Genomic DNA, 25,302 nt, shown 5'->3' on the forward strand with positions numbered 1-25,302 from the left:
ATCAGGCGGGGACCACGAGAGCCACCGCGAAGGCCGACACGCCCTCCCCGCGCCCGGTGAACCCGAGGCCATCGGTTGTGGTGGCCGACAGCGAAACGGATGCTCCGCCCAGCGCTTCCGAGAGGACGGCCTCGGCCTCCTCCCGGCGAGCGGCGAACCGCGGCCGATTCGCCTGCACCTGGACCGACACGTTGCCCACGCGCCACCCCGCCTCGCCCAGGAGGCCCAGGGTGCGGGCGAGGAACGCCGCCGCATGGGCGCCAGAGAACTCGGGCTGATCGGTTCCGAAGTGAGTACCGATGTCGCCGAGGCCCGCCGCCGATAGGAGGGCGTCGACGATCGCATGCGCGACCGCGTCGCCGTCGGAGTGGCCGGCCAGTGCCGGTTCGCCGGGCCACTCGAGGCCGGCAAGCCACAAGGTGCCCTCGCCGCCGATGCCGTGCGCGTCGGTCCCGACCCCGACTCGCGGCACGGCAGGCGCGTGATCCAGGAGGGCGCGCGAGCGAAGAGAGGAGGGCGGATGCTTCGCCGCCAGTCCGCGCGCCCTGTCGAGGTCGGCGGGCGTCGTGATCTTGAACGACGCGGCATCGCCCTCGACGGCGACGATCCGGTGCCCTGCCGCCGCCACAAGTGCCGCATCGTCGGTGTGCTCGCGATCGGCGACGCGGTAGGCGGCATCCAGGACCGCGCGATCGAATCCCTGCGGAGTCTGCGCCGAGGTCAGCTCGGAGCGATCGACGCCGCCCACGACATCGTCGCCGACGACGCGTTTGATCGTGTCGACGACCGGGAGTACGGGGACTACTCCCGGTGCTTCCACGCCGACGGCGGCGATCACACGCTCGAAGACGTCCGGGGGCGTGAACGCCCGCGCGGCGTCGTGCACGAGCACGATGTCGATGTCGGGCCATACGACGGCAAGACCGGCAGCGACCGAACCCTGCCTGGTGGCACCGCCGGCCACTACCGAGACGAGATCGCGCCGCTCTTCGCCCGCGGCAGAGAGCGCCTCGGTCATTGCATCGCCCTCGCGACCCGCGGGCACGACGAGGATGACCTGCGCAGACGGCGCGGCGAACACGCCGTTGAGGGCATGTCGGAGCACCGAATGGGCGTCGATGCCGACGAAAGCCTTCGGTCCTCCGGCTCCCAGACGGGTGCCGGAGCCTGCGGCGACGACGACGACGGCGATGCGCGGAACGGGCGTGATGCTCACGCGATCACGCTATCGCGCACACGCCCGTCAGGAAGCGAGGACCTCGTCGAGGACGACGCCCGCCTTCTCTTCGTCGGTCTTCTCCGCCAGAGCGAGTTCAGAGATGAGGATCTGACGCGCTTTGGCGAGCATCCGCTTCTCTCCCGCTGACAGACCGCGGTCCTGATCGCGGCGCCACAGATCGCGGACGACCTCGCTCACCTTGATCACGTCGCCCGACGCGAGCTTTTCGAGGTTCGCCTTGTAGCGACGCGACCAGTTCGTCGGCTCTTCCGTGAACGGAGCGCGGAGCACCTCGAAGACACGCTCGAGACCCTCTTTGCCGATCACGTCACGAACCCCGACCAGGTCGACGTTGTCGGCCGGAACCTCGATCGTCAGATCACCCTGAGTGACGCGGAGCTTGAGATAGACCTTCTCTTCACCTTTGATGATGCGGGTCTTCACTTCCGCGATGGTGGCTGCCCCGTGGTGGGGGTAAACGACCGTCTCGCCAACCTCAAAAAGCATGCAGTTATGTCCTTTCGGCAACCTCTAGGATACCACAGGCGGAGATGCGCTAAGGTTCGCCCGCACCCGCCCGGCTGCCCTGCACGCGCGCCCGCGAACCCATAGAATGCAAGGGACAGCCGAAGCTTCCCCTTGGAGGATCCGTGAAATCGCGCCTCATCGCGTCCCTCGCCGTAGGTGCCGCCATCCTCCTCGGAACGACGGGCTGCAGCCTGCTCGCGTCGCAGGCCACGACGATCCCCTACTCCCCGTCCGACGGGGTGACGGTGGCCGGGTCGGCGCCGCTCAAGGTCCGCAACGCCCTGATCGTGGCCAACGAGGACGGCACCGTCGGGAACTTCGTCGCGGCGATCGTCAATGACACCTCCGACCCGCAGGTCCTCAGCATCGAGGCTGGTGACGGCTCGATCAAGAAGACCGTGCGGGTTCCCGCCAACACCACCGTGAGCCTCGGAGCGGAAGACACCAAGCCGCTCCGCCTCGAGGGCATCAACACCAAGCCCGGTGCCAACCTCGACATGTACTTCCAGTCCGGCGACCTCGGCGGAGTTCTCGCGACCGTCCCCGTGCTCGACGGCACGCTGGACTACCTCACGGCGCTCGCACCGCGGTAGTCGCGCTGGAGTTCAACTCTCGAAGCGGTAGCCGAGCCCTCGCACGGTCACCAGCATCGACGGCTCGCCCGGGTTCTGCTCGATGCGCGAGCGGATCCGCTTGATGTGCACGTCGAGCGTCTTGGTGTCGCCGAAGTAGTCGGTACCCCAGACGCGATCGATCAGCTGTCCGCGTGTGAGCACCCGCCCGGCGTTGCGCATCAGCACCTCGAGCAGCTCGAATTCCTTGAGCGGCATGCTGATCTCGCCGCCCTCCACTGCCACCGTGTGTCGATCGATGTCGAGCGTGACGCGCCCACCCGAGAGCACCCGGTCGTCGAGATCGGCGTCGAGCTGCGTCTGCCGGCGCATGACGGCGCGCATGCGGGCGAGCAGCTCTCGCGCCGAGTAGGGCTTCGTGACGTAGTCATCGGCGCCCAGCTCCAGGCCGACCACGATGTCCACTTCCGAGTCTTTGGCGGTGAGCATGATGATGGGCACGTTGGAGGTGGTGCGCAGTTGCCGGCACACCTCGGTTCCCGGCATCCCGGGGAGCATCAGGTCCAGGAGCACGATATCGGCACCGCGCTCGTGGAAGGTCGCCAGCGCGGCAGCGCCGTCCTCGGTGATCTCGACCTCGTAGCCCTCGCGCCGGAGCAGATAGGCGAGCGGATCGGCGAGGTCGGGCTCATCTTCGACCAGAAGTACTCGGGTCATGCGGGTTCTCCATTCGTGCGGGCAGGCCGGGATGCCTTGGCACCCGGTACGAGCTTCTTCTTTCGCGCGCGCTTCTTGCGCGGCGCAATCTCCTCCGGTCCCGCCACGAGCGGGAGGCGGATGGTGAACGTGGATCCGCGGCCGGGTCGCGACCACAGCCTGACTTCGCCGCCGTGGCGCTGCACGGCGTGCTTGACGATCGACAGCCCGAGACCCGTTCCGCCGGTACGACGCGATCGTGCCTGGTCGGCCCGGTAGAACCGCTCGAAGATGCGCTGCTGGTCTTCCTCGGCGATTCCGATGCCGCGATCGGTCACCACGATCTCGACGATGTCGCCCTCCGCCTTGACGCCGACGCCCACGCTCGAAGCGCTCGGCGAGTAGGCGATCGCGTTCGCGACCAGATTTCCGACGGCTTCGCTGAGCACCTGCGAGTCACCGCGGACATAGAGGCCGCGGTCTCCGCCACGGATGACCTCCACACCGGCCGACGTCGCCTGGATCGCGTGCGCGTCCACCGCGGAGGCGACGATCTCATCGACCGAGACTTCGCGAACGTTGTCGAGCTCGTCGGACGCCTGCAGACGCGAGAGGTTCATGATGCGAGATGTCAGATTCGCCAACCGAGCAGCTTCGGCACCGATCCGGGACGCGAAGATCCGCACCTGTGCGGGGTCGTCGGCGGCGGATTCGATCGCCTCGGCGAGCAGGCTGACCGCCCCCACGGGAGTCTTCAGCTCGTGGCTGGTATTGGCGACGAAGTCGCGGCGCATCTCTTCGACGCGCTCGCGCTCGGTGATGTCGCGGAAGACGACGAGCACGAGGCGGGGCGAGATCACCGTCGCCCGGGCCGCGACCAGACGCAGCTCGGCCGGCGGAGCGCCCCGGCGAAGTCGCATCGTCGAGGTTGCCGTGCCCGCTTTGGCTCCCGATGTCTCTGCGGCGCGCGCACGTCGAGCGAGCGATCGCAGCTCATCGCTGCGCAGCACCTGCCCCTCGGTGAGGCCGAACGGGCCGGCCGGGCCGGACGCGGCGAGCACGGTCGAAGAGGTGTCCACGACGACAGCGGCGTCGTCCATCGCATGGATCACGTCGCGCACGCCGTCGGGCACGTCGAGCGAGGTCTCGGCCAGCACGCGCTCGCGTGCCCGCAGCGACGCGACCACCAGGAGAGACACAGCGCCTCCGATGATCGCCCCGATCCCGAGGGCGAGCAGCGTGAGCTGCGTCGTATCCATGGGATCAGCGTACGTCGCCCGGCCGAACCCGACTTCTTCCTGTGCCCGCGTCCCGCGGGTCGGCCGGTCAGTATTCACTCTCTGAGCACCGTTCGTTAACCTTCGATGAGGATGATCGCCTCGGCGACCATCGGATCTTTGATGGCGGCAGCGGCCGACAGCGGCTCATTGGGCGGACGCCCGACCGTATGACCCAGGAGAGGTATTGCGATGCGCGAAGTGTTTCATCAGTCGTTGGAGGACGTGCAGTCCCGGCTGGTCGAGATCGCCGACCTCGTGAGCGTGGCGATCGACAAAGCCACCACGGCATTCGGCACGAGCGATGTCTCGCTCGCCGAAGAGGTGATCGCCGACGACAGCGTCATCGACGAGAAGGCGGCTGCTCTCGACGAGCTGGCGATCGAGATCCTCGCCCGCCAGCAGCCCGTCGCCCGCGACCTGCGCATCGTCGTCACGGCACTGCGCGTGAGCGCATCACTCGAACGCATGGGCGACATCGCCGAGCACATCGCCCAGCTCACCCGGATGCGGTTCCCCGAGCGCGCGATCCCCAAGGGACTCAAGGGCACCTTCACGCGCATGGGTGAGCTCGACGTCGAGATCGCGCGGCGTCTCGCGATCCTGCTCCGCACGGAAGACCTCGAGGTCGCCGACGAGATCCGCAACGCGGACGACGCGATCGACGAACTGCACATCAGTGTCTTCGAGAAGGTTCTGAGCGACAGCTGGCGGGGCGAGCCGTCCGCGACGGTGGATGCGACGCTCGCGAGCCGCTACCACGAGCGCTTCGCCGACCACGCGGTCTCGATCTCCAAGAAGGTCATCTACCTCGCCACAGGCGACTGGACGGGCGAGGACGATAGCTCGAGCCGGTCTGCGGTGGTCGAGCTCTAGCCGTAGACAGAGGAAGAGCGGATGCCTCGGTTCGAGGCATCCGCTCTTCTGCGTCTACGGATCAGTTCTTGCCCTGCGCGGCGACGGCTGCCGCGCCGGCCGCCGCGGCGGCGGGGTCGAGGTATTCCCCGGGACCGGTGGGTACCAGGTTCTCGTCGAGGTGATAGACCAGCGGGATACCGGTCGGGATGTTCAGCTCTGCGATGTCGTCGTCGCTGATTCCCTCGAGGTGCTTGACGAGACCTCGCAGCGAATTGCCGTGGGCGGTGACCAGGACCGTCTTGCCCGCGTTCAGGTCGGGGACGATATCGCTGTGCCAATAGGGCAGCAGTCGGTCGATCACGAGCTTGAGCGACTCGGTGCGGGGCACTTCGCCGTCGATCCCCGCGTAGCGGGGGTCGCCGACCTGGCTGAACTCGCTGTCGTCGTCCAGGAGCGGGGGCGGGACATCGAACGAGCGACGCCACAGCATGAACTGCTCCTGGCCGAATTCGGCGAGGGTCTGCGCCTTGTCCTTGCCCTGCAGGGCGCCGTAATGGCGCTCGTTGAGCCTCCACGAGCGCTTGACCGGGATCCATAGCCGGTCGGCCGCGTCCAGCGCGATGTTCGCCGTCTGGATGGCGCGGCTCAGCACGGAGGTGTACAGCACATCGGGGTGCAGGCCCGCCTCGGCGAGCAGCTCGCCGCCGCGCCGGGCCTCCGCCTTGCCCTGCTCGGTCAGGCGTACATCCACCCATCCGGTGAACAGGTTCAGCTCGTTCCATTCGCTCTGGCCGTGGCGGAGCAGGATCAGGGTGTGGGGTCCGGTCATGCCGCCATGATATCGAGGCCGGGCGTCTGGGAGGATGTGGGGCATGCCCTCCGCCGACGCGCCCGTGGGACAGATCACCCGCGGGACGACCGGCACCAACCGTCTTCGCCGCGTGGATCGCTGGATCGCGCGTCGACCGGCCCTGCGCAACGCCGCTGATCCGCTCGTGGTCGACCTCGGGTACGGGGCGAGCGGGGTGACGGCGTTCGAGTTGCACGCACGCCTGGCGCGCACGCGCCCAGACGTCGAGGTGCACGGCCTGGAGATCGATTCCTCGCGCGTCGCGAGTGCGAGGACGCAACTCGAGTCCGTGCGGGCCGGGTCGACGCCCTTCCGCTCCGACGCCGCCGTCTCGTTCGCTCGCGGTGGGTTCGAGGTGCCGTTGCCCGGCGGACGGCGCGCCGCGGTCATCAGGGCGATGAATGTGCTTCGCCAGTACGACGAGGCCGATGTGCAGGGCGCCTGGGCGCGGATGGCCGCACGCCTCGCACCCGGGGGCCTTCTTGTCGAAGGCACGTGCGACGAGATCGGGCGCGTCTGCACATGGGTTGCGCTCGGATCGGACGCCACCCCGCTCTCGCTCTCGCTCTCGCTACGACTCGCCTCACTCGAGAGGCCGTCGATCGCGGCGGAGCGGCTGCCCAAGGCACTCATCCACCGCAATGTGCCCGGCGAACGCGTACACGCCCTGTTCGCCGACCTCGACCGCGAATGGGAGCGCGCCGCGGGGATGTCGGCGTTCGGCGCGGTGCAGCGCTGGCAGGCCGCCGTCGGAGCACTGGCCGCTTCGGGATGGCCGATCGCGGACCGGTCCCGGTGGCGGCTGGGCGAGCTCACCGTGCCATGGTCCGCGGTGGCACCGAGCTGAGCTCAGATGCGCGGCACGCAGGCGCGCGCCTCGGCAGGAGTCATCCCCGTCGCCGTGAGCAGGTCGACCGCGAGCGGGCGCAGAGCGGCGATCAGGTTTTGCTCGCCGAGCGATCCCCCCGGGGCGATACCCGCGGGATCGAGGCGCGCAGCTATCGCCTTGAGCGACTCCTGGGCCACCGGTACGAGCGAGATATCACCCAGCGAGCGTCCGACGAGCTCGGCACCACCGCCGAGTTCGCCCAAGAGCGACGCGATCATGGGCCGAGGCACGCCGTCATCGCTCTGGTACACGACCCTGCGCGCAACGACGCGCAGGTTGCGCGTCGCCAGGTCCATCGACTGCCGGATGCGCTCGTGGCGCTCGAGGTCGAAGCGCTGGCGCCGGAGAAAGGGCGAGATGCGGGCGATGGCAGCACCCGATTCGAGCGACGAGCGCCAGTCGTCGACGAGCGGCTGCAGCGCCCTGGCCTTCTCGAGTCCGCGCTCAGCGCGGAGGCGGTCGCCTCTCCGCAGCGCCTGCGCGAGCGTCCCGAATGTCCCGTCGACGGCACGGAAGAGCGCCGACCCGTCGCGCATCGCCGCACGCTGCGGATTGCGCGGGATGAGCGCGGTCACGAGAAGGGCGGCGATCCCCCCGACCACTCCGTCCACGAGACGGAGGAAGGGCGTACCGGAAGGGATGACCATCACGATGAGCGACTGGATCGCAGCGGCGATCGCGAAGCTCGCCTGCGGCGAGAGGAACCGTGCGACGATCAGGCTCATCGCCAGCGCGAGGGCGAGCTGCCACCATCCGGACCCGAACCCGAGGAGCAGCAGCTCGGCGACGAGGATGCCCACGAGCATCCCGAGCACTGTCTCCAGAACCCGACGCGGTCGTGCGTCGCGCACCAGACCGAGACTCGAGACCGTGACGGTCGCGGCCAGCAGCGGTGCAGGGTGACCCAGCACGTAGAAGCAGAAGGCATACGCACCCGTGGCGGCGACGACGATCTGCAGGATCGCGTTCGCCGAGTTCCACACGCGGAGGATGCCGGGACGCAGCGTGAACCGCGAGCGCCAGCCCGCGGCGGTCGCGCCGGTGGTCGGCGACGGCTCGCGCGGCCCGGTCACCGGGCGGGCGCGCGACGACCGATCCGCGGCAGCCGCGGGATGCTCGCGGTGGCCCCGGCATCGGGGGGAACGATGATCTCTTGCGATGCGGCGATGGGTCCGTCTTCGCCGTCGACCGTGAGGTCGGCGTCGATGGGGACACTGCGTTTGACGATCGCCAGGGCGATGGGGCCCTCTTCGTAATGGAGCGCGGCCGAGGTGATCGCGCCGACCGCGTCGTCGCCCCGCCGGACGACGGCGCCCTGAGCGGGCAGGCGGCTGCCGGAACCGTCGAGCTGGAGAGCGACGACCCGCCGGGGCGGGTGCCCGAGGTTGTGCACCTTCGCCACCGTCTCCTGCCCCCGGTAGCAGCCCTTGCTCAGGTGCACCGCGGTGCGCATCCAGTCCAGTTCATGCGGGATCGCGCGCTCATCCACCTCGTGCGACCAGCGCGGCCGCCACGCCGCGATGCGCAGCGCCTCGGCGGCCGACAACCCGGCGAGTCTGCGCTCACCCCGCGCCGCGGCATCGGCCAGATCGTCGCGCGTGCTCCGCGCGACGATCGCCTCTGCCCAATCGCGGTCTTCGCCGGGGTGAGGGTGGACCGGTGCGTATCCGTATCCGCCGACGGCGACGTGCGGCCATGGATCATGCCAGATCAGCGGAACGCCGACGGGCGCTGCCGCTCCGACCGCAGCGACGGCCGCGGCCGTGCCCCCGATCACGGCGTACTCGTCGCTCGCGTCGCGGGGAGCCACGCGGAGCCGGAAGCGCATCTTCATCAACCAGGCCAGCAGCGCGTCGGCGTCACCGTCGTCCGCGATCAGCCAGGCGGTCTCACCGTCGTCGACAACGGCGGCCGCGTGCTCGATCCGACCGTTCGGGTCGAGGATCAGAAGCTCCGTCGATTGCCCGGGCTCGAGCGCCGCCAGCCCCTGCGAGGCCAGCGAGTCGAGCCACGTCAGCCGGTCTTCACCGGGGACGGCGAGTACTCGGCGATCCTCCAGCGGCGCAACGGCCGAGCCATCGGCGAGCGCGCGTTGCTCGCCCAGCGGATTGCCCAGGTGCTCCAGGCCCGCGCCGACGATGACAGCACCCGGCACACGTGCGAACAGATCACTCATCAGTCTGCCCGCGCGAGTCGGGCCGACGCATGCGATCCGAGTTCCTGGCCGAGTGCGGCGATGTCCCACGCCCAGAGGAGATGACCGTCGACGAGGCCGTACATGCGCGAGGCCGCGGCGTACGACTTCGATCCGGCGGTGCGAACCACATAATCGGTCGAGATGTCGATCCGGGGTCCGCGCACCTGACCGAGATACAGCTCGCTCACCCCGTCGGCGTGCGCGAGAAGCACCTCGATGTCGAAGCCGCCCTCCGCATTGCGGAGTTGCTCGACGTCGTCCGCCGTGCGCGGCGCGGCGAGCTCGAGAGGAGGAAGCAGGCCGGGACCGGCGTCAGCGGGGGTCGCCGGCCGGGAGAGCCGCCAGAACCCGACCTCGGAGACGAGGGGGCGGCGCGTCTGCTGATCGCCCTCGCCTTCGATGAGCCAGGCGTTCGCGGCGTAGTTGAGGTAGCCGCCTCCGTCGTGACTGAAGCTCACCCGATGGGCGAACTCGCCGGCGAAACGCGATTCCTCGGCCTCGTACTCGATGACCCCTGTGCCCTCCCAGACGCCCAGCAGCCACGAAAGGGGCACCAGGTCGGCGGCGAGATCGGTCGGCAGGTCGAACACGACGCGACCGTCAGCGCTGGCCGCGGTAGAGGTTCTTCAGAACGACGCCGGAGACGAAGACGATCGCAAGCGAGGCGAGTCCGAGCAGTCCGACGAAGAACAGTTCGAGCGCGACGAGATCCATAGCACGAGCCTATCCCGAAACCGCCAGGACGGACCGACCTCGGTTGCTATGCCGGGATGATGGTCGCCAGGCCGAATCCCGCGCTCACGACGCCGAGCACCAGAAGCGAGCCGAGCACGCTCAGTGCCACGCGTTGCGTGAAGCCCTGGGACCGCCCATAGCCCAGCTGCACGGCGAACGAGAGGATGAGGCATCCACCCAGTCCGACGATCAGCCAGGCCGCGCGCCACTCCACGGGAACGAAGATGCCGATCGACAGCCCGAGGAGGGCGGCTGCGATCCACACCGCGATGATGCCGCCGATCGTTCGGCGGGGAGCGAGTTCCGGTGTGGCCACGAAGCCATTCTCGCGCACTCGGCCCTCGCGTGCACCCTCGTGCGCGACCTGCCTGCGCGGGCGGAGGCCGGCGCACCCTAAACTGAGAGGTACGGCGCGCGCAGTGCGCCGGAAGGGCGACGTTCTTGGCACAGCTTCTGGTTCTGAGCTCCGCGCATGGAGGCGGCCCCGTCCTGCCTTCACTGGAGCTGCTGAGCCACCGGGTGCGCCAGATTCCCGCCGAACCCGCGCAGCTGGTGAACGCACCGAGCGCCGATGTCATCTTCGTGGATGCGCGCATCGACCTCGTCGGGGCCAAGTCGCTCTGCAAGATCCTGAACACCACCGGGCTGGATGCGCCGCTCGTGCTGGTCGTCACCGAAGGCGGCCTGACGGCGGTCTCCACCGATTGGGGCGTGGACGACGTCATCCTCGTCAGCGCCGGCCCCGCCGAAGTCGATGCGCGCGTGCGCCTCGCGATCGGGCGCATGTCGAAGGAGCAGGTGTCCACCCGCATCCAGACCTCCGGCATCTCGATCGACGAGTCGTCGTATTCGGCGAAGGTCCACGGCAAGCCTCTCGACCTCACCTACAAGGAGTTCCAGCTCCTCCACTTCTTCGCGACCCACCCGTCCCGGGTGTTCACGCGTGAGCAACTGCTCAGCGAGGTGTGGGGCTACGACTACTTCGGCGGCACGCGGACGGTGGATGTGCACGTCCGCCGCCTGCGAGCGAAATTGGGCGATCTCGAACAGCTGATCGGCACGGTCCGCAACGTCGGGTACCGCTTCAACGTGTACGAGGACGACCAGCTCCCCACATCCTCCCCGCGTTCCTGACCGCTTCGGCGTCGCGATCACACTTGGCCGCACCGTTCACACCTACGTCACATCGTCCTGCAATGATGAGTGGATGATCGGACACGACGTGCTCGACGCGGGCCTCGGCGACGCGGACGACGACGATTTCGATGAGGCTGTCGAAGCATTCGACTCGCAGCTTCCCGAGAACCGCTACCTCGACCGCGAGATCAGCTGGCTCGCATTCAACCAACGGGTCCTGGAGCTCGCCGAAGACGAGAGCCTCCCGATCCTCGAGCGGGCGAACTTCCTCGCGATCTTCGCGAGCAACCTGGACGAGTTCTTCATGGTGCGGGTCGCCGGGCTCAAGCGCCGCATCGTGACCGGCCTGGCCGTACCCACCAACGTGGGTCGGTCACCGCAGGATGTTCTCTCGGACATCTCCGCCGAGGCCCACAGGCTGCAGCTGCGGCACGCGGATGCCTGGAAGAGCCTCGTGCGACCGCAGCTGCACGACTCCGGCATCGAGGTCATGCGCTGGGACGAGATCACGGATGCTGAGCGCGAACGCCTCGGCGACTACTTCCAGTCGCAGGTGTTCCCCGTGCTCATGCCGCTCGCCGTGGATCCTGCCCATCCGTTCCCGTACATCTCGGGACTGTCGCTCAATCTGGCGATCCGCATCCGCAATGCAAAGACCGGTCGCCAGGAGTTCGCGCGCCTGAAGGTTCCCCCGATGATGCCGCGGCTCATCGAAGTGCCGCACGACGGCGATTCGACCCGATTCCTCCCCCTCGAAGACCTCATCTCCAATCACCTGGGCGACCTGTTCCCCGGCATGGAGATCCTCGACCACCACACGTTCCGCCTCACGCGCAACGAGGACGTCGTGATCGAGGAGGACGAGACCGAGAATCTGATCCAGGCCCTCGAGGCCGAGCTGCTCCGCCGCCGGTTCGGGCCGCCGATCCGGCTCGAGGTCACCGACGATATGGACGACGTCACGCTCGATCTGCTGATCAGCGAACTGTCGATCACCGAGCAGGAGGTCTATCGCCTTCCCGGGCTGCTCGATCTGCGAGGCCTTTTCGAGCTCGGGAGCGTCGATCGGCCTGAGCTGCGGTATCCGCCCCACGTGCCCACCACCGCGGTCGCCTTCCAGCCCGCCGAGCAGAACGGGCGCCCCGACCTGTTCGCGGCGATCCGCAAGGCCGACGTGCTGGTGCACCACCCGTACGAATCGTTCGCGACAAGCGTGCAGGCATTCCTCGAGCAGGCCGCCAGAGACCCGCACGTGCTCGCCATAAAGCAGACGCTGTACCGCACATCGGGCGACAGCCCGATCGTGCAGGCGCTCATCGATGCCGCTGAGTCAGGGAAGCAGGTGCTCGCGCTCGTCGAGGTGAAGGCGCGCTTCGACGAGGCCGCCAACATCGTCTGGGCGCGCAAGCTCGAGAAGGCAGGGGTCCACGTCGTCTACGGACTCGTCGGACTCAAGACCCACTGCAAGCTCGCCCTCGTCATCCGCGAGGAGGACGGAGTGCTGCGCCACTACAGCCATATCGGCACGGGCAACTACAACCCCAAGACGAGCCGTATCTACGAGGACTTCGGTCTGTTCACCACGGACGGGCAGGTGGGCAAAGACCTGACCCGCCTCTTCAACGAGTTGAGCGGCTACGCGATCGAGAAGAAGTTCAAGCGGCTGCTCGTGGCCCCGCTGCACCTGCGCAAGGGGCTGCTGAGGCAGATCGACAAGGAACGCCGGAACGCCCTCGACGGCCGGCCGGCCAGCATCCGCCTGAAAGTCAACTCGATGGTCGACGAGCAGATCATCGACGCGCTGTACCGCGCAAGCCAGGCGGGCGTGCGGATCGACATCTGGGTGCGCGGGATCTGCTCGATCAAACCCGGAATGGAGGGCGTGAGCGAGAACATCACCGTGCGCAGCATCCTGGGCCGCTATCTCGAACACTCGCGCATCTTCGCGTTCCACAACGACGGCGACCCCGAGATCTACATCGGCAGCGCCGACATGATGCATCGCAACCTGGACAGGCGCGTGGAGGCGCTCGTGCGCGTCGTGGCGCCGGCGCACCTCAAAGAACTCACCGACCTGTTCGACCGCGCGATGAGCGACGAGACGAGCTCGTGGTGGCTGGGGTCGGAGGGCGAGTGGACCAGGCACAGCATCGGTGCGGACGGCAAGCCACTCCTTGATCTTCAGGACTACACGATGGCGAACGTGCCGCGCCGCCGCCGAGCTCGGGCGGTGCGATGACCGACACCGCTGTCTACGCCGCGGGCGGAGTGATCTGGCGCCTCGTAGACGGAAAACTCATGGTGCTCGTGATCCACCGGACGGCGTATGCCGACGTCACGCTCCCGAAGGGCAAGGTCGACCCGGGCGAAACGCTCGCCGAGACCGCCGTACGTGAGATCTTCGAAGAGACAGGGATCCGTGTGAACCTCGGCATCCCGGTGGGGGTGTCACGGTACCGGATGCCCAGCAAGCGGCAGAAGATCGTGCACTACTGGGCTGCGGAGGCGACCGACGACGCGATCCGGGCCTCGGCGTTCGTGCCGAACCGCGAGATCGCCGCCCTCGAATGGGTGACGCCCAAGCGGGCGCTCGGTTACCTCAGCTACCCGGTAGATGTGGAGATCCTGGAGAATTTCCTCGGGTTCGTCGATGACGGGATTCTCGAAACGTTCCCGATCATCGTGCTCCGTCATGCGAAGGCGACACCTCGCGAAGGCTGGAAGGGCCCGGACGCCGCACGGCCCCTCACTGACCGTGGGGCCCGTCAGGCATCGGCGATCGTGGGAACCCTCTCGACGTTCGGGGTGCGAAGGATCATCACCAGCGACGCCGTGCGCTGCGTCGCGACGGTGACGCCGCTCGCCGCGGCGCTCGGTCGCAAGATCGTTCGGACCACGTTGATCAGCCAGGACGCCTGGGAGGCAGGAGACGGCGATGCGCGCAGCATCGTCGGAAAGCGAGTGCGCTCGCGCAAGGCGGCGGTGCTGTGCAGTCACGGCCCGGTGCTGCCCGACATCCTCAGCGAGATCGCACTGGCGACGGGCACGCTGAGGGGCTCCTACCTGGGCAGCGCCTCGGCCCTCGAGACCGGTTCGTTCTCGGTGGTCCACCTCTCAGCGACAAACCCGGGCTCGGGAATCGTCGCCATCGAGACGCACGACGCCAGCGTGTGATCGCGCGCGGGCGCCGCTCGAACGACCGATCGAGGGCTCCGACCGGCTTTGAGTGCTGGGCCTGCGTTCACCTCCCGTTCACCCTTCCAGCCCACTCCCTTAAGAGTCCGTGTCTACGTTCAGATCGAGCCCCGCACCGGGCCGCAAAAACCCTGAATGTGAAGGATTCACAGTGAAGAAGACTCGATTCGCCCTCGTCGGCGCGGTGATCGCCATCGGCGCGGTCGCCCTCGCGGGATGTTCATCCGGAAGCACGACGCCCGGCAGCACGGCCTCTTCGACCCCGACCACGGCCGCCGTCGCCTCGACCGTCGACCCGAGCCTGACGGGTACGATCACCGCCGGCGGCTCGAGCGCCCAGGCCAACGCCCAGGCGGCGTGGACCGCCGCCTACAACGCCCAGGTCAAGGGCGTCACCATCAACTATGACAAGTCGCAGGGCTCGGGCGGTGGCGTCACCAACTTCCTCAGCGGCGCCTACGACTTCGCCGGCTCGGACTCGCCGCTCAAGGCCGACCAGACCGATCAGTCCAAGTCGCTGTGCACCGCCGGTGGGCTCAACATCCCGATCTACCTCGACGGTGTTGCGATCATCTACAACATCTCCGGCGTGACGAGCCTCAAGCTCAGCGGCGCGACGGTCGCCAAGATCTTCAACCTGCAGATCACCGACTGGTCAGACCCCGCGATCACCGCCGACAACGGCACCGCCCTCCCGGCCGGTCCGATCACCACGGTGGCTCGGTCCGACGGCTCCGGCACGACGCAGAACTTCACGAACTACCTCGCCGCGACGCAGCCCACCGACTGGCCGTACCCGGCCGCCAACTCGTGGCCCGTCACCGGCAACGTCTCGGCCCAGAAGGGCGGCTCCGGCGTCGTCAACACGGTGCAGTCGGGCACCGGCACGATCGGCTACGCCGACCACTCCGCGATCGGCACGCTGAACTCGGCTGCGATCATCCAGGACGGAACGGCCATCCCGTTCAGCCCCGAGGCTGTCACCCAGACGTTCGCCGTCGCCGCGGTCCCCGCATCCAACGGTGTCCCCGGAGACCTGTCGCAGAAGTTCGACTACTCGAAGCTGACGGCCGAGACCTACCCGATCCCGCTCGTGTCGTACGGCATCCTCTGCTCGACGTTCAAGAGCGCCGAGCAGGCCAAGCTCACGGTCAACTACCTGTCGTTCATCAGCAGCACGGCCGGACAGTCCGTCGCCGCGAAGAACGCAGGCTCCGCTCCGCTGCCCGACTCGATCCTCGAGCAGGCTCAGGCGACGCTGGCGACGATCAAGTAGTCAACCACCTCATCCAGACAGCTGCCCCGTCCGAGGTTTATTCTCGGGCGGGGCAGACTGGGCCGGGCTTCCGAACACCGTGTCGGAGGCGGGGCCGAGTCGCCGGCTGAACACCACCCACACCGACCACCCGATGTAGATCCACCGACGCCGATCTAGGAGCCACCGTGCCGATCCGACACCCTGGGGATTGTGATGACTGACACGATCGCTCCCTCGCCTCCGGCGCTCAAGCGCCCCTCCACGAAGCGCCGGGCCGGCGACACCGCGTTCCTCGGCCTGTCGACAGCATCCGCCGTCTCGATCCTCGTGATCCTCGCCGGCGTCGCGATCTTCCTGATCATCCAGGGCTGGCCGGCCATCACGGCCAACTGGGCGACGAACCCGTCACTCAGCGTGATTCAGAACCCGGCGCAGGTGCCGTGGGGAAGCTTCTGGGAGTACGTCGGACCTCTCCTGTGGGGAAGCATCTGGTCAGCGTTCATCGCGATGCTGCTGGGGGCCCCTGTCGCCATCGGCATCGCGCTGTTCATCTCTCACTACGCACCGCGCCGCATCGCCGGAGCACTCGGCTACGTCGTCGACCTTCTCGCAGCCGTTCCCTCGATCGTCTTCGGCCTGTGGGGCATCATGGTCATCCGCCCCCTGCTGCTTCCCCTGTCGCACTTCCTCAACGAGTACTTCGGCTGGCTGCCGTTCTTCGAAGGTCCGGTCTCGTCCACCGGATCGACGATCCTTGCCGGCGGCGTGGTACTCGCGGTGATGATCCTGCCGATCGTCACCTCGATCACCCGTGAGATCTTCCTGCAGACCCCGCGCCTGCACGAGGAGGCGGCGCTCGCCCTCGGGGCGACGCGCTGGGAGATGATCCGCCTCTCGGTGCTGCCCTACGCTCGCAGCGGCATGGTGTCGGCCACACTGCTCGGCCTGGGCCGGGCGCTCGGTGAGACCATGGCCATCGCGCTGATCATCTCGCCGTCGTTGATCTACTCGGTCAAGGTGCTGACGGACGGCTACAACTCTCAGACGATCGCGGCCAACATCGCGCTCAACTTCCCGATCTCCGACGAGATGCAGCGATCCGCCCTGATCGGCACGGGGCTCATGTTGTTCGTGGTCTCGTTCGGTGTGAACATCCTCGCTCGCTCGCTCGTCTCGGCCTCTGGGCCGAAGAAGGAGAAGCGCCGTTCGAAGGGAAAGAGCGCGTGAGCGCCTCCACGACCAACGCTCCGCCGGTTCCGCGCAGTTCGGCACCCATCACCCTGACCAGCGGTCAGCTGCCTCGCTGGATCGAACCGGCAGTGCTCGCCGGATCCGCCATCGTCGTGGCCGCGGTGCTCTTCGTGCTCACGCAGAGCTTCAACGCGGGCGTCTGGCTGTTCTTCACGGCCATCGTCTACCTGGTCGGCATCGGCCTCGGATCGACCGTCGTGGAGAATCGCCGGAAGGCTACCGACCGCGTCGTCCGGGGACTGGTGATCAGCGCGTTCATTCTCGCCCTGATCCCCCTCGTATCCACGCTTGTCACGGTGATCGTCCAGGGCGCCGCGGTGCTCAACTGGAACTTCATCTGGACGGTGGGGGGCACGTCGTTCAACCCGGACACGCTCGAGGTCACCTACACACCCGGCGCGTTCCAGGCCGTCGTCGGAACGCTGATCATCACGGGCATCGCGACCCTCATCTCGGTGCCGATCGGCATCCTGACGGCGATCTACCTGGTCGAATACGCGCAGCCCAACAATCCGCTCCGGCGCGCGATCACCTTCCTCGTCGACGTCATGACCGGCATCCCGTCCATCGTCGCCGGTCTCTTCGCCTTCTCGCTCTTCTCCCTGATCGTGGGGCCGAAGGCCTTCAGCGGATTCTCGGCGTCGATCGCCCTGTGCGTGCTGATGATCCCGATCGTCGTGCGCTCCACCGAGGAGATGCTGCGGCTCGTCCCCAATGAGCTCCGCGAGGCGTCGTTCGCCCTCGGCGTGCCGCGGTCGACGACGATCCTCAAGATCGTGCTCCGTACGGCAGCGAGCGGCATCGTCACCGGTGTGGTGCTCGCCATCGCCCGCATCGTCGGCGAGACGGCACCGATCTTCATCGCAGCGAGCTTCACCGACGCGCTGAATCTCAACCCGTTCCAAGACCCGATGCAGACCCTCGCTGTGATGGCGTATACCAACTACAGCTTCCCCACGACCGATATCGCCGCCAGCCAGGCGCAGGCGTGGGGAGCCGCGCTCCTCCTGGTGATCCTCGTCGTGATCTTCAACCTCATCGCCCGTATCGTCGCGACCGTGTTCGCGCCGAAGACCCGTTAGCCAGAAAGGCGCCACGCGTGTCCAAGAGCATCGAAGTCAACAATCTCAACGTCTACTACGGCAACTTCCTCGCCGTCGAGGGCGTTTCGATGGAGATCGCCCCTCGTTCGGTGACGGCGTTCATCGGCCCGTCGGGCTGCGGCAAGTCGACCTTCCTCCGCACCCTCAACCGCATGCACGAGGTCATTCCCGGCGCCCACGTCGAGGGCGATGTACTGATGGACGGCGACAACCTCTACGGACCCGGGGTCGACCCCGTGCTCGTCCGCCGCCAGGTGGGCATGGTGTTCCAGCGCCCCAACCCGTTCCCCACGATGTCGATCAAGGACAACGTGCTGGCAGGGGTCCGCCTGAACAACAAGCGCATCTCGAAATCCGACGCCGACGACCTGGTCGAGAAGTCGCTCAAGGGGGCGAACCTCTGGAACGAGGTCCGCGACCGACTCGACAAGCCCGGTGCCGGTCTTTCCGGCGGCCAGCAGCAGCGCCTCTGCATCGCGCGTGCGATCGCGGTCTCGCCGCAGGTGCTCCTGATGGACGAGCCGTGCTCGGCCCTCGACCCGATCTCGACGTACGCGATCGAGGAGCTGATCGAAGAGCTCAAGAGCGACTACACGATCGTCATCGTCACGCACAACATGCAGCAGGCCTCCCGCGTCTCGGACCGCACTGCGTTCTTCAACATCGCGGGCACCGGCAAGCCGGGCAAGCTCATCGAGTACAACGACACCAAGGCGATCTTCACGACGCCGAACGTCCAGGCGACCGAGGACTACGTGTCGGGGCGATTCGGATAGTCCGTCACGACGAGAAAGGAGCGGATGCCTCGGGTCGAGGCATCCGCTCTTCCTTTCGGCCCGTGTGCGCGTCTTGCCCTGGACCCGTCGATGATCCGGGAGAAGGGCCATCGCTGATGCGGCCGTCGGGATGAACCACCGAGAATATCCCGGCCGTTCGACGGCGCGCTCGACCGGTTCGCGAGAGATCAGTCGCGCGGCGAGAGATCAGTCGCGCCGCGAGAGATCAGTCGCGCGGCGAGAGCAGGTAGGCGTTGAGCGCCGCGGTGAGCTCGACATCGTTCGTGAGGGGCATGGCGTCGATCGCCGTGATCGGCGCGGCGAGACGGACGCTCGAGACCAGCCACGCGGCATCGGCCCTCTGGAGTTCGGCTGCGGCCACATCGCGATATTCGGTGTCGAACCCGCGCGACGCGAGCCATTGGAACGCGCTCAGCTGCGTGGTGCCGTGCAGGATCAGCCCGGTCGGCGCCGGGGTCACGAACACGCCGTCGATGCGGAGGATCACCGACGCCGTCGGCGCTTCGAGCACGACCCCGTCCGATGAGACGAACAGAGCGTCATCGGCGCCGCGCCGCTTGGCCTCGCGGATCGCCGCCATGTTGACGGCGTACGACAGGGTCTTGGCACCGAGCAGCAGCCAGGGCGCTCGCGCGGCGGCCGCACTGTCGAAACCCCTGTCGAGCGTGACGACTCGGATGCCGCGGGTGCGCGCATCTGCGAAGTCGGTCGCCGATGCCACGGTCACCCATGCCGTCGGCGCAGGACCGTGCTCGACACCTCGGCTGAGGATCAGTTTGATGACGGACTCCCCCGGGTCGCAGGCGGCTGCGGCGGCGGCGATGGCCTGTCGCCACTGGCCTTCATGCGGAACCGGCAGATCGCACAGCTGCGCCGAACGGGCGAGCCGGTCGAGATGCGCGGACACCTCTTGGGCATGCCCGTCGATCACGCCGATCGACTCGAAGACACCGTCACCGCGCTGTGTGCTCAGCTCGCCCACGCTCAGCGCCGGCGCGACGGGATCGATCACCGAGAAGGTGTCACCGAAATCGGTGCGCGCGTCGTCGGATGCTACCGGTTCAATCGTGAGTGCGTAACGCCAGGCCATGCTCCGAGCCTATGTCCGGGAATGCGGGCGGGCGGTGCTCGGTTACACTGGTTCAGCCGGGCCGCAGTAACCCCGGGCTCCATCTTTTGCCGCCGAGAGCGGCCTCGCGCCGAGAGGCGTTCTGCGGCCCGGCACTTCCTTGCCCTCCTTCCGCGGACCGGCCTTCTCCTTCCGCGGACCGGCCTTCTCCTTCCGCGGACCGGCCTTCTCCTTCCGCGAGACCGGCCTTCTCCTTCCGCGAGACCGGATAGACGCGACGAGACGGGGACAGACGCACTCGGTCTCGTGGCGTCTATCCGGTCTCGCGGTATCCGGCGGGGGCGCGTGGGAGACGAGCGCGTCAGGCGAGGGCGTCGCGGCGCCAGAGCGCGGCGCACGCGGTGAGGTCGGCAGCATACGTCGAGAGCCGAAGGGCCCGCGTCGTGAGCGCGGACGCACGTGCGGGCTCGGTCGATTCGTAATCGTCGGCGACATGCGTCGCCCCCGATGCCTGCACGCGGCTGAAGGCGGCAGCCCGCTCCAGCGCGACGGCGAAGTCGCCCTGGAAGAGCCCGCGGAGGATCGCGTCGATCAGCGCCACCAGTTCGTCCGGGCCCGCAGGAACAGGAGCGCCGGCGATCACCGGGTCGGGAGACTCGAGCTCGAGACGGCCCCGTTCGTACAGGAGCGCCGCGGTCTGCGGATCGTCGTGGATCATGAGCTGCAGCAGGTAGAGACGCCACAGGGCACCCGGGAGCGATTTCGCCGGCGATCGCGACCACAGTTCGGCGATGTCGTCGATGCCGTGCTGATCGGTGAACGACACGAGCCGGTCGACGATCTCGGAGTCCGGCTCATCGCGCACCCGCGCCATGAGCGCCTGCGCGGTGCTGTGCGCGACGCGGGACACTTCGGCCGGATCGTCGGCGGCGAATCGTCGGTCGAACAGCTCGGCAGGTCGCCGCACGGGCTTGTGGAAGTCCCTCGGTTCGTCGCTCACGCGGTCCAGGCTACCGGCGGATGCGACCGGCCCCGCCCGTGTCAGCGTTCCGCGAACGCGACCTCAGGACGCCTGGTTTATGCGCACGTGGTTGCCCGCGGGGTCGCGGAACGCGCAATCCCTCGGCCCCCAGGCCTGTTCGATGGGTTCCTGGAGCACCTCGGCGCCGAACGACTGCAGACGCTCGAAGGTGGCATCCAGATCGTCCGTGGTGAAGACGTACGGGCCAGGACCCGAACCCTTCACGACGAGGCGGGTGAGGGCGTCGCCGTCATCGGGTGAGCGCCCGGCGCCGGGGTCGGAGACGACGACGGCGAGTCCGCTCTGCCCGCGAAGGCCGAAGCTCACCCATCGGTGGCCGTCGTATGCGACATCGTTGACGATCTCGAGGCCGAGGCCGTCGCGATAGAAGGGGATCGCCGCCTCGACGTCGTCGACGGTGATGGGGCAGTACGCAAGAGAGATGTTCGGCATGCCTCAACGCTAGAGATCCGGCCGGCGCGCTGCTTCTCGAAAACTGCTCGATAGCGGATCAGACGTAACGGGCCGGGCGGGTGAGGATCTTCGCGATGCAGGCGGGCATCGCCTCATCGACGGCGTGCTCGCGCGCGCGATACGCGCTCGGCGACTCCCCCGCGATCTCGCTGAAGGTCGAGCTGAACGATCCGAGCGACGTCGCGCCCACGGCGGTACAGGCATCCGTCACCGACCAGCCTGACCGCAGCAGTGCCATCGCCCGCTCGATCCGCCGGGTCATCAGGTACGCATAGGGAGTCTCGCCGTACGCGATCTTGAACTCGCGCGAGAAATGCGCGGGCGACATGAGGGCGCGCTCCGCCATCGTGGGCACGTCGAGCGGCTCGGCGTACGCGCGGTCCATCAGGTCTCGTGCACGCCGCAGGTGCACGAGCGTCTGCGCACTCTGCACGACGGATGCCACGGCTCCACGCTAGCGCGACGGGCCGATCTCGGCGCTGCCTCAGGCCGTCGCGATCGCCACGATCGGCGACGAGGTCGGCTGCCCCGTCGGCGACCCGCCTGCCTGCTCGACGGTCACCGCGATGATGTCGCCCGCGTGCATCTCTCCGGTCAGCAGCGCGGTGACGTCGCCGCCGGGCGCTGCATCCACCACACCTGCCGAGAGGGGCGCGCCGTCGCGGACGAACCACAGCTCGTACGCCTGGTCGGAAGCGATCGCGGGCAAGCCGGTGGAAACGAGGACGGCCTTGCCCAAGGAATCGGACCAGTGAGCGGTCGCTGTGCCGCCGCCGTCGAGCGTGACGGTGGAAGCCTGCGCATCGGGGGCGTCCTGGATCTGCGACAGCGCGACGACGGAGGCCGGCCGATTCAGCTGCTGACCGATCGTGGCAGCACCGAATCCGAGCGCGACCAGCAGCACGAGCGACGCGGCGAGCGCGAAGATGCCGCGCGTCCAACTGCGACGCGCAACGGTCTGGAGCTCAGCAGTATCGAGCGGCGGCTCGGGGCCACCGTCCGCAGCGTCCGAGACGGCAGCCGCGAGAGGGCCTACCTGTGACGCCGCAGAGCCGTCCTGCGGTGTCACGGCGATGCGTGCGAGCAGGTCTGCGCGCAGTGAGGCGGGCGGCGTGACCGGCAGGGTGGTCTCGGCGAGCGCTGCGGCTGTCGCCGCATCCGCTTCGGCGATCGTCTCCCATTCGGGGTGCTCGCGCAGCGCGGTCCGGTAGGCGGACTCGTCTTCGGGAGAAAGGGCTCCCAGAGCGTGCCCGGCCGCCAGCTCGGCGAAGTCATTGACGTTCACGATGTCACCCCCATCTCCGTGCGAAGTCGAGAGAGCCCGTCTCTCATTCTCGTCTTGATCGTCCCCAGTGGCGCCCCCACCAACGCCGCGATTTCGCTTTGACTGTAACCCCCGTAGTACGCGAGCGTCAGTGCCTCTCGCTGAGACTCGGGAAGAGCTGCAACGGCCTGTGCCACTCGCTTCCCCTCGATTCTCAGTTCGACTTCCTCCGCGACGCCGTCGTGGGCGACGTCGAGGTCTCGGAAGCCCGCTCGTACGTCGCGATCTGCACTCGCCTGAGCCGACCGAACTCGATCGACGGCTCTGCGGTGTGCGATCGTGAGGATCCACGACCTTCCTTGGCCTTTGTTCGGAGCGAATCGGCCAGCGGATTGCCAGACCTCGAGGAAGACTTCCTGAAGTACTTCTTCGCTCTGCGAACGGTCGACGAGCACGCGCAGAATGAGGCCGAACACGCGCGGCGAGAGCATGTCATACAGCCGCGCGAAAGCGCCCTGATCGCCGGCGGCGGAGCGCACCAGCAGCTCTCCGGCGTGGTCGACCGAGGGGGTGCCGTCTTCGGGCACCTCTACTCCGTCTATCACCACAGGAACCAGCATGCCTTAGTACCCCTCCAGACGCAGAAAGGCGCGGGGGGATTGACGGATGCCCCGAGCTCGCGCATCCGTCCTCTCGGGCGCCATGGCCGCCGGAATCCGCGGGGATCGAGTGGGCGAGCGGACCAATCCGCGATCGCCGCCATCCGATCGCGAGACCGCTCCGAAGAGTGTCTGTAGCCGCTCACAGAGTGGCTGCCCCCGCACCGGGGAATTTGTCACTCACGGCCCAGACGGACCGTATAAGAGGAGGAACGTCATGTCTCGCACTACTCGCATCACCGCCGGAGTCGCAGTGGCCTTCGCAGCTGCACTCGCACTGAGCGCCTGCAGCGGCGGATCCGCCAGCACGACGTCGGAGACCTCTTCGGCTCCCATGTCGTCGCCGTCGATGTCGTCTGCAATGCCCAGCGCCTCGGCCATGGACGCCACCGCCAACCTGGTCGGCACCGGCTGCGCCGCCTACGCCGACGCGGTTCCGTCCGGCGCCGGCTCGGTCGCAGGAATGGCCGTCGACCCCGTGGCCGTCGCCGCGTCGAACAACCCGATCCTCACCACGCTCACCGCAGCGGTCAGCGGAAAGCTGAACCCCGACGTGAACCTCGTTGACACGCTCAACGGCAGCAAGTTCACGGTGTTCGCTCCGGTGGACGACGCCTTCGCGAAGATCGACCCCGCCACGATCGAGACGCTCAAGACCGACAGCGCGACGCTCACCAAGATCCTCACGTACCACGTCGTTCCGGGCATGATCCAGCCTGACGCGATCGTCGGCACGCACACCACCGTCGAGGGTGGCAGCCTCGAGGTCACCGGTAGCGGCGACAACCTGATGGTCAACGGTTCGTCCGCTGTCATCTGCGGTGGAGTCCAGACCGCCAACGCCGTCGTGTACCTCATCGACACCGTTCTGACGCCCCCGGCTTCCTAATAGCGCTTCCGGCTCCAGCCGGATCAGGGCGGTCGCGACCGCCGGTACCTCGACGAGGGGTATCGGCGGTCGCGACGTCTTTGTGCAGGGATGATCGTGTGATCGCCCGAGGCTTCGGATGGCCGCTCGTCGAAGTAGGCTAGTTCGGTCGGGCCTGTAGCTCAGTCGGTAGAGCATCGGACTTTTAATCCGCGGGTCGAGGGTTCGAGCCCCTCCGGGCCCACTGTTTTCGGCTCACGCGATCGTTGGCGAAGGCGATGATTCACGCGAGCTCTGGTTTTGCGAGCGTCGCTGGATTCAGCATCCGTCGATGCCCGTCGGGGACCGCTCACGGGACCTCCCCCGGTCTTGTTCAGGAAGTCGACCACTACTACCCTGATCGCAACAACGCGGGCTGGGGGCAGCGTGAGCGTATCGAAGGCGTATCGCAACGACGTCGCCGCGTACGGCGAGTTCTTGGCACGGAGCGTGCCGCCTGAGTGGCTTGAGACCTCGGACGATAGCTCGCTCGACGAGGTCTATTTCTCGTACCACATCGAATCGTCCGACCTGCGCGCTACGACCGCGTTCCGACAGCGGTTGCAGATCGCCACCGATGCTGCGGCACTTCTCGTTCTCTACCGAGCAACACCGCCGGACGACGATATCCGGGCGTACTTGGAAGACCCCGTGGTAGCCATAGAGCTTCTCCATCTCGAGGTTGGCAGTGAGACTGCCATGGGACGTCTCACTCAGAAGTTTCAACTCGGCCTGGGTGGGCTCAGCCTCGTGCTGAGCCTCGTGACGTTCGGCTTTCTCGCATCGGGCCACGGTGAAGAAATTCAAATACCGGGACAGGCGATCACTGTCGTACTGGAGGGCGCCGGCTTGGGCTTGAGCGCGGCCGCGTTGTCGAATGGAGCGCGGCAGGCACGCGAAACCGGTGCCGCTCCCCCTGAGCTGCAGACGCTGCCTCCCGCCGGCCCCGCACCCAGCCGGGTGACCTTCACCCCGCTGCTGTCGACTTCCCGTCCGGAACTGCCCCCCACGACGAGGGAGCTCGCGGGCAAACTGGCGACGCTCTCGAACCAGATCGAGGAAGTGCTGCTGCGCATCCGTGGGCTCCACGCGGTCGACGACAACCTCCAGCGGCAGATTCAACAGCTTCGGCTGAGAATCGCCAAGCTGCCGTCGCGATCGGAGTTTCGGTCGGACGGGCAGCACGACAACAGTCGCGAGAGCCCGGCGTCAGCTCCTGCAGATCCGCCAGCGCCGGCACCGGGCTCTCCGTAGCTGCGCGGACACGCGATCCGGCTGCTGCCGCGGCGAGCGCTTCGATCTCGTGCGCGCCGAAGACGGTGTCGGCCGGTGGGAGCGCCGATGGA

At 67.7% G+C, this 25,302-nt stretch carries 27 protein-coding genes and 1 tRNA gene; 13 read left to right on the plus strand and 15 right to left on the minus strand.

What is annotated here, in order from left to right:
• Position 1 precedes the first annotated feature (1 nt).
• Both ispD and F6B43_RS08675 read right to left on the minus strand, forming a co-directional pair.
• Positions 2–1,216: a 2-C-methyl-D-erythritol 4-phosphate cytidylyltransferase gene (ispD, locus tag F6B43_RS08670; protein ID WP_150448572.1), complete on the minus strand. Its 1,215-nt coding sequence runs from the start codon at positions 1,214–1,216 to the stop codon at positions 2–4.
• A gap of 27 nt (positions 1,217–1,243) precedes the next feature.
• Positions 1,244–1,726: a CarD family transcriptional regulator gene (locus tag F6B43_RS08675; RefSeq protein WP_150448573.1), complete on the minus strand. Its 483-nt coding sequence runs from the start codon at positions 1,724–1,726 to the stop codon at positions 1,244–1,246.
• A 143-nt stretch (positions 1,727–1,869) separates the two neighbouring features.
• Between F6B43_RS08675 and F6B43_RS08680 the strand changes: the two genes are divergently transcribed.
• Positions 1,870–2,340: a DNA modification methylase gene (locus F6B43_RS08680; protein WP_150448574.1), complete on the plus strand. Its 471-nt coding sequence runs from the start codon at positions 1,870–1,872 to the stop codon at positions 2,338–2,340.
• Between the two features lie 12 nt (positions 2,341–2,352).
• On the opposite strand, the gene F6B43_RS08685 is transcribed toward F6B43_RS08680, so the two are convergent.
• Together F6B43_RS08685 and F6B43_RS08690 are read right to left on the minus strand one after the other, a co-directional pair.
• The gene (locus tag F6B43_RS08685) at positions 2,353–3,036 is read right to left on the minus strand and encodes a response regulator transcription factor (RefSeq protein WP_150448575.1); all 684 of its coding nucleotides are present in this window, start codon (positions 3,034–3,036) and stop codon (positions 2,353–2,355) included.
• Positions 3,033–4,274, minus strand: a complete 1,242-nt coding sequence (locus F6B43_RS08690) for a sensor histidine kinase (protein WP_150448576.1) — start codon at positions 4,272–4,274, stop codon at positions 3,033–3,035. The genes F6B43_RS08685 and F6B43_RS08690 overlap by 4 nt, the downstream gene beginning before the upstream one ends.
• Positions 4,275–4,484: 210 nt before the next feature.
• On the opposite strand from F6B43_RS08690, the gene phoU reads away from it, so the two are divergent.
• Positions 4,485–5,168 (plus strand): phosphate signaling complex protein PhoU, encoded by a 684-nt coding sequence (gene phoU, locus F6B43_RS08695; protein ID WP_150448577.1) that lies wholly within the window; start codon positions 4,485–4,487, stop codon positions 5,166–5,168.
• A 61-nt stretch (positions 5,169–5,229) separates the two neighbouring features.
• Here the strand turns inward: phoU and F6B43_RS08700 are convergent, their stop codons facing one another.
• Positions 5,230–5,979, minus strand: a complete 750-nt coding sequence (locus F6B43_RS08700) for a phosphoglyceromutase (RefSeq protein WP_150448578.1) — start codon at positions 5,977–5,979, stop codon at positions 5,230–5,232.
• 43 nt (positions 5,980–6,022) lie between these two features.
• On the opposite strand from F6B43_RS08700, the gene F6B43_RS08705 reads away from it, so the two are divergent.
• On the plus strand, positions 6,023–6,847 hold the full coding sequence (locus tag F6B43_RS08705) for a class I SAM-dependent methyltransferase (RefSeq protein WP_150448579.1): 825 nt from the start codon (positions 6,023–6,025) through the stop codon (positions 6,845–6,847).
• Between the two features lie 2 nt (positions 6,848–6,849).
• Here F6B43_RS08705 and F6B43_RS08710 read toward each other — a convergent pair whose 3' ends face one another.
• The 4 genes from F6B43_RS08710 to F6B43_RS08725 form a co-directional block, all read right to left on the minus strand.
• Entirely contained in the window at positions 6,850–7,962 is a 1,113-nt protein-coding gene (locus tag F6B43_RS08710; RefSeq protein ID WP_170285606.1) for an FUSC family protein, read from the minus strand.
• The gene (gene ygfZ, locus F6B43_RS08715; protein ID WP_150448580.1) at positions 7,959–9,065 is read right to left on the minus strand and encodes a CAF17-like 4Fe-4S cluster assembly/insertion protein YgfZ; all 1,107 of its coding nucleotides are present in this window, start codon (positions 9,063–9,065) and stop codon (positions 7,959–7,961) included. Before ygfZ ends, F6B43_RS08710 begins: the two co-directional genes overlap by 4 nt.
• A complete protein-coding gene (locus F6B43_RS08720) occupies positions 9,065–9,676 on the minus strand; it encodes a heme-binding beta-barrel domain-containing protein (protein WP_150448581.1) in 612 nt (203 codons plus the stop codon). Before F6B43_RS08720 ends, ygfZ begins: the two co-directional genes overlap by 1 nt.
• Before the next feature lie 170 nt (positions 9,677–9,846).
• A complete protein-coding gene (locus F6B43_RS08725; RefSeq protein ID WP_150448582.1) occupies positions 9,847–10,137 on the minus strand; it encodes a hypothetical protein in 291 nt (96 codons plus the stop codon).
• A 125-nt stretch (positions 10,138–10,262) separates the two neighbouring features.
• On the opposite strand from F6B43_RS08725, the gene F6B43_RS08730 reads away from it, so the two are divergent.
• The 7 genes from F6B43_RS08730 (at position 10,263) to pstB (ending at position 18,541) form a co-directional block, all read left to right on the plus strand.
• Complete coding sequence (locus tag F6B43_RS08730) at positions 10,263–10,955, plus strand: winged helix-turn-helix domain-containing protein (RefSeq protein ID WP_150448583.1); 693 nt, start codon at positions 10,263–10,265, stop codon at positions 10,953–10,955.
• 73 nt (positions 10,956–11,028) lie between these two features.
• Positions 11,029–13,197, plus strand: coding sequence for an RNA degradosome polyphosphate kinase (locus tag F6B43_RS08735; protein ID WP_150448584.1), 2,169 nt, complete (start codon positions 11,029–11,031; stop codon positions 13,195–13,197).
• Positions 13,194–14,132, plus strand: coding sequence for an NUDIX hydrolase (locus F6B43_RS08740; RefSeq protein WP_150448585.1), 939 nt, complete (start codon positions 13,194–13,196; stop codon positions 14,130–14,132). The genes F6B43_RS08735 and F6B43_RS08740 overlap by 4 nt, the downstream gene beginning before the upstream one ends.
• Positions 14,133–14,304: 172 nt before the next feature.
• Positions 14,305–15,429 (plus strand): phosphate ABC transporter substrate-binding protein PstS, encoded by a 1,125-nt coding sequence (locus tag F6B43_RS08745; protein WP_150448586.1) that lies wholly within the window; start codon positions 14,305–14,307, stop codon positions 15,427–15,429.
• 195 nt (positions 15,430–15,624) lie between these two features.
• Positions 15,625–16,638: a phosphate ABC transporter permease subunit PstC gene (gene pstC, locus F6B43_RS08750; RefSeq protein ID WP_150448587.1), complete on the plus strand. Its 1,014-nt coding sequence runs from the start codon at positions 15,625–15,627 to the stop codon at positions 16,636–16,638.
• Positions 16,635–17,744, plus strand: coding sequence for a phosphate ABC transporter permease PstA (gene pstA, locus F6B43_RS08755; protein WP_150448588.1), 1,110 nt, complete (start codon positions 16,635–16,637; stop codon positions 17,742–17,744). The genes pstC and pstA overlap by 4 nt, the downstream gene beginning before the upstream one ends.
• A 17-nt stretch (positions 17,745–17,761) precedes the next feature.
• On the plus strand, positions 17,762–18,541 hold the full coding sequence (pstB, locus tag F6B43_RS08760) for a phosphate ABC transporter ATP-binding protein PstB (RefSeq protein WP_150448589.1): 780 nt from the start codon (positions 17,762–17,764) through the stop codon (positions 18,539–18,541).
• 226 nt (positions 18,542–18,767) lie between these two features.
• Here pstB and F6B43_RS08765 read toward each other — a convergent pair whose 3' ends face one another.
• The 6 genes from F6B43_RS08765 to sigK all read right to left on the minus strand — a co-directional run bounded on the left by F6B43_RS08765 (position 18,768) and on the right by sigK (position 23,010).
• Complete coding sequence (locus F6B43_RS08765) at positions 18,768–19,652, minus strand: aminotransferase class IV (protein WP_150448590.1); 885 nt, start codon at positions 19,650–19,652, stop codon at positions 18,768–18,770.
• 340 nt (positions 19,653–19,992) lie between these two features.
• The gene (locus F6B43_RS08770; RefSeq protein WP_150448591.1) at positions 19,993–20,631 is read right to left on the minus strand and encodes a DNA-directed RNA polymerase subunit beta; all 639 of its coding nucleotides are present in this window, start codon (positions 20,629–20,631) and stop codon (positions 19,993–19,995) included.
• Between the two features lie 63 nt (positions 20,632–20,694).
• Positions 20,695–21,105, minus strand: a complete 411-nt coding sequence (locus F6B43_RS08775; RefSeq protein ID WP_150448592.1) for a VOC family protein — start codon at positions 21,103–21,105, stop codon at positions 20,695–20,697.
• Between the two features lie 58 nt (positions 21,106–21,163).
• A complete protein-coding gene (locus F6B43_RS08780; protein WP_150449505.1) occupies positions 21,164–21,511 on the minus strand; it encodes a helix-turn-helix transcriptional regulator in 348 nt (115 codons plus the stop codon).
• A gap of 99 nt (positions 21,512–21,610) precedes the next feature.
• Complete coding sequence (locus F6B43_RS08785; protein ID WP_150448593.1) at positions 21,611–22,411, minus strand: anti-sigma factor; 801 nt, start codon at positions 22,409–22,411, stop codon at positions 21,611–21,613.
• Positions 22,408–23,010 (minus strand): ECF RNA polymerase sigma factor SigK, encoded by a 603-nt coding sequence (gene sigK, locus F6B43_RS08790; RefSeq protein WP_150448594.1) that lies wholly within the window; start codon positions 23,008–23,010, stop codon positions 22,408–22,410. The genes F6B43_RS08785 and sigK overlap by 4 nt, the downstream gene beginning before the upstream one ends.
• Positions 23,011–23,266: 256 nt before the next feature.
• Between sigK and F6B43_RS08795 the strand changes: the two genes are divergently transcribed.
• The 3 genes from F6B43_RS08795 (at position 23,267) to F6B43_RS08805 (ending at position 25,210) form a co-directional block, all read left to right on the plus strand.
• Positions 23,267–23,938, plus strand: coding sequence for a fasciclin domain-containing protein (locus tag F6B43_RS08795; RefSeq protein WP_150448595.1), 672 nt, complete (start codon positions 23,267–23,269; stop codon positions 23,936–23,938).
• Between the two features lie 150 nt (positions 23,939–24,088).
• Positions 24,089–24,161, plus strand: a tRNA-Lys gene (locus F6B43_RS08800).
• 182 nt (positions 24,162–24,343) lie between these two features.
• Positions 24,344–25,210 (plus strand): hypothetical protein, encoded by an 867-nt coding sequence (locus F6B43_RS08805; RefSeq protein WP_150448596.1) that lies wholly within the window; start codon positions 24,344–24,346, stop codon positions 25,208–25,210.
• Positions 25,211–25,302 lie beyond the last annotated feature (92 nt).

The organism is Microbacterium rhizomatis, assembly GCF_008710745.1.
Lineage (GTDB): Bacteria > Actinomycetota > Actinomycetes > Actinomycetales > Microbacteriaceae > Microbacterium > Microbacterium rhizomatis.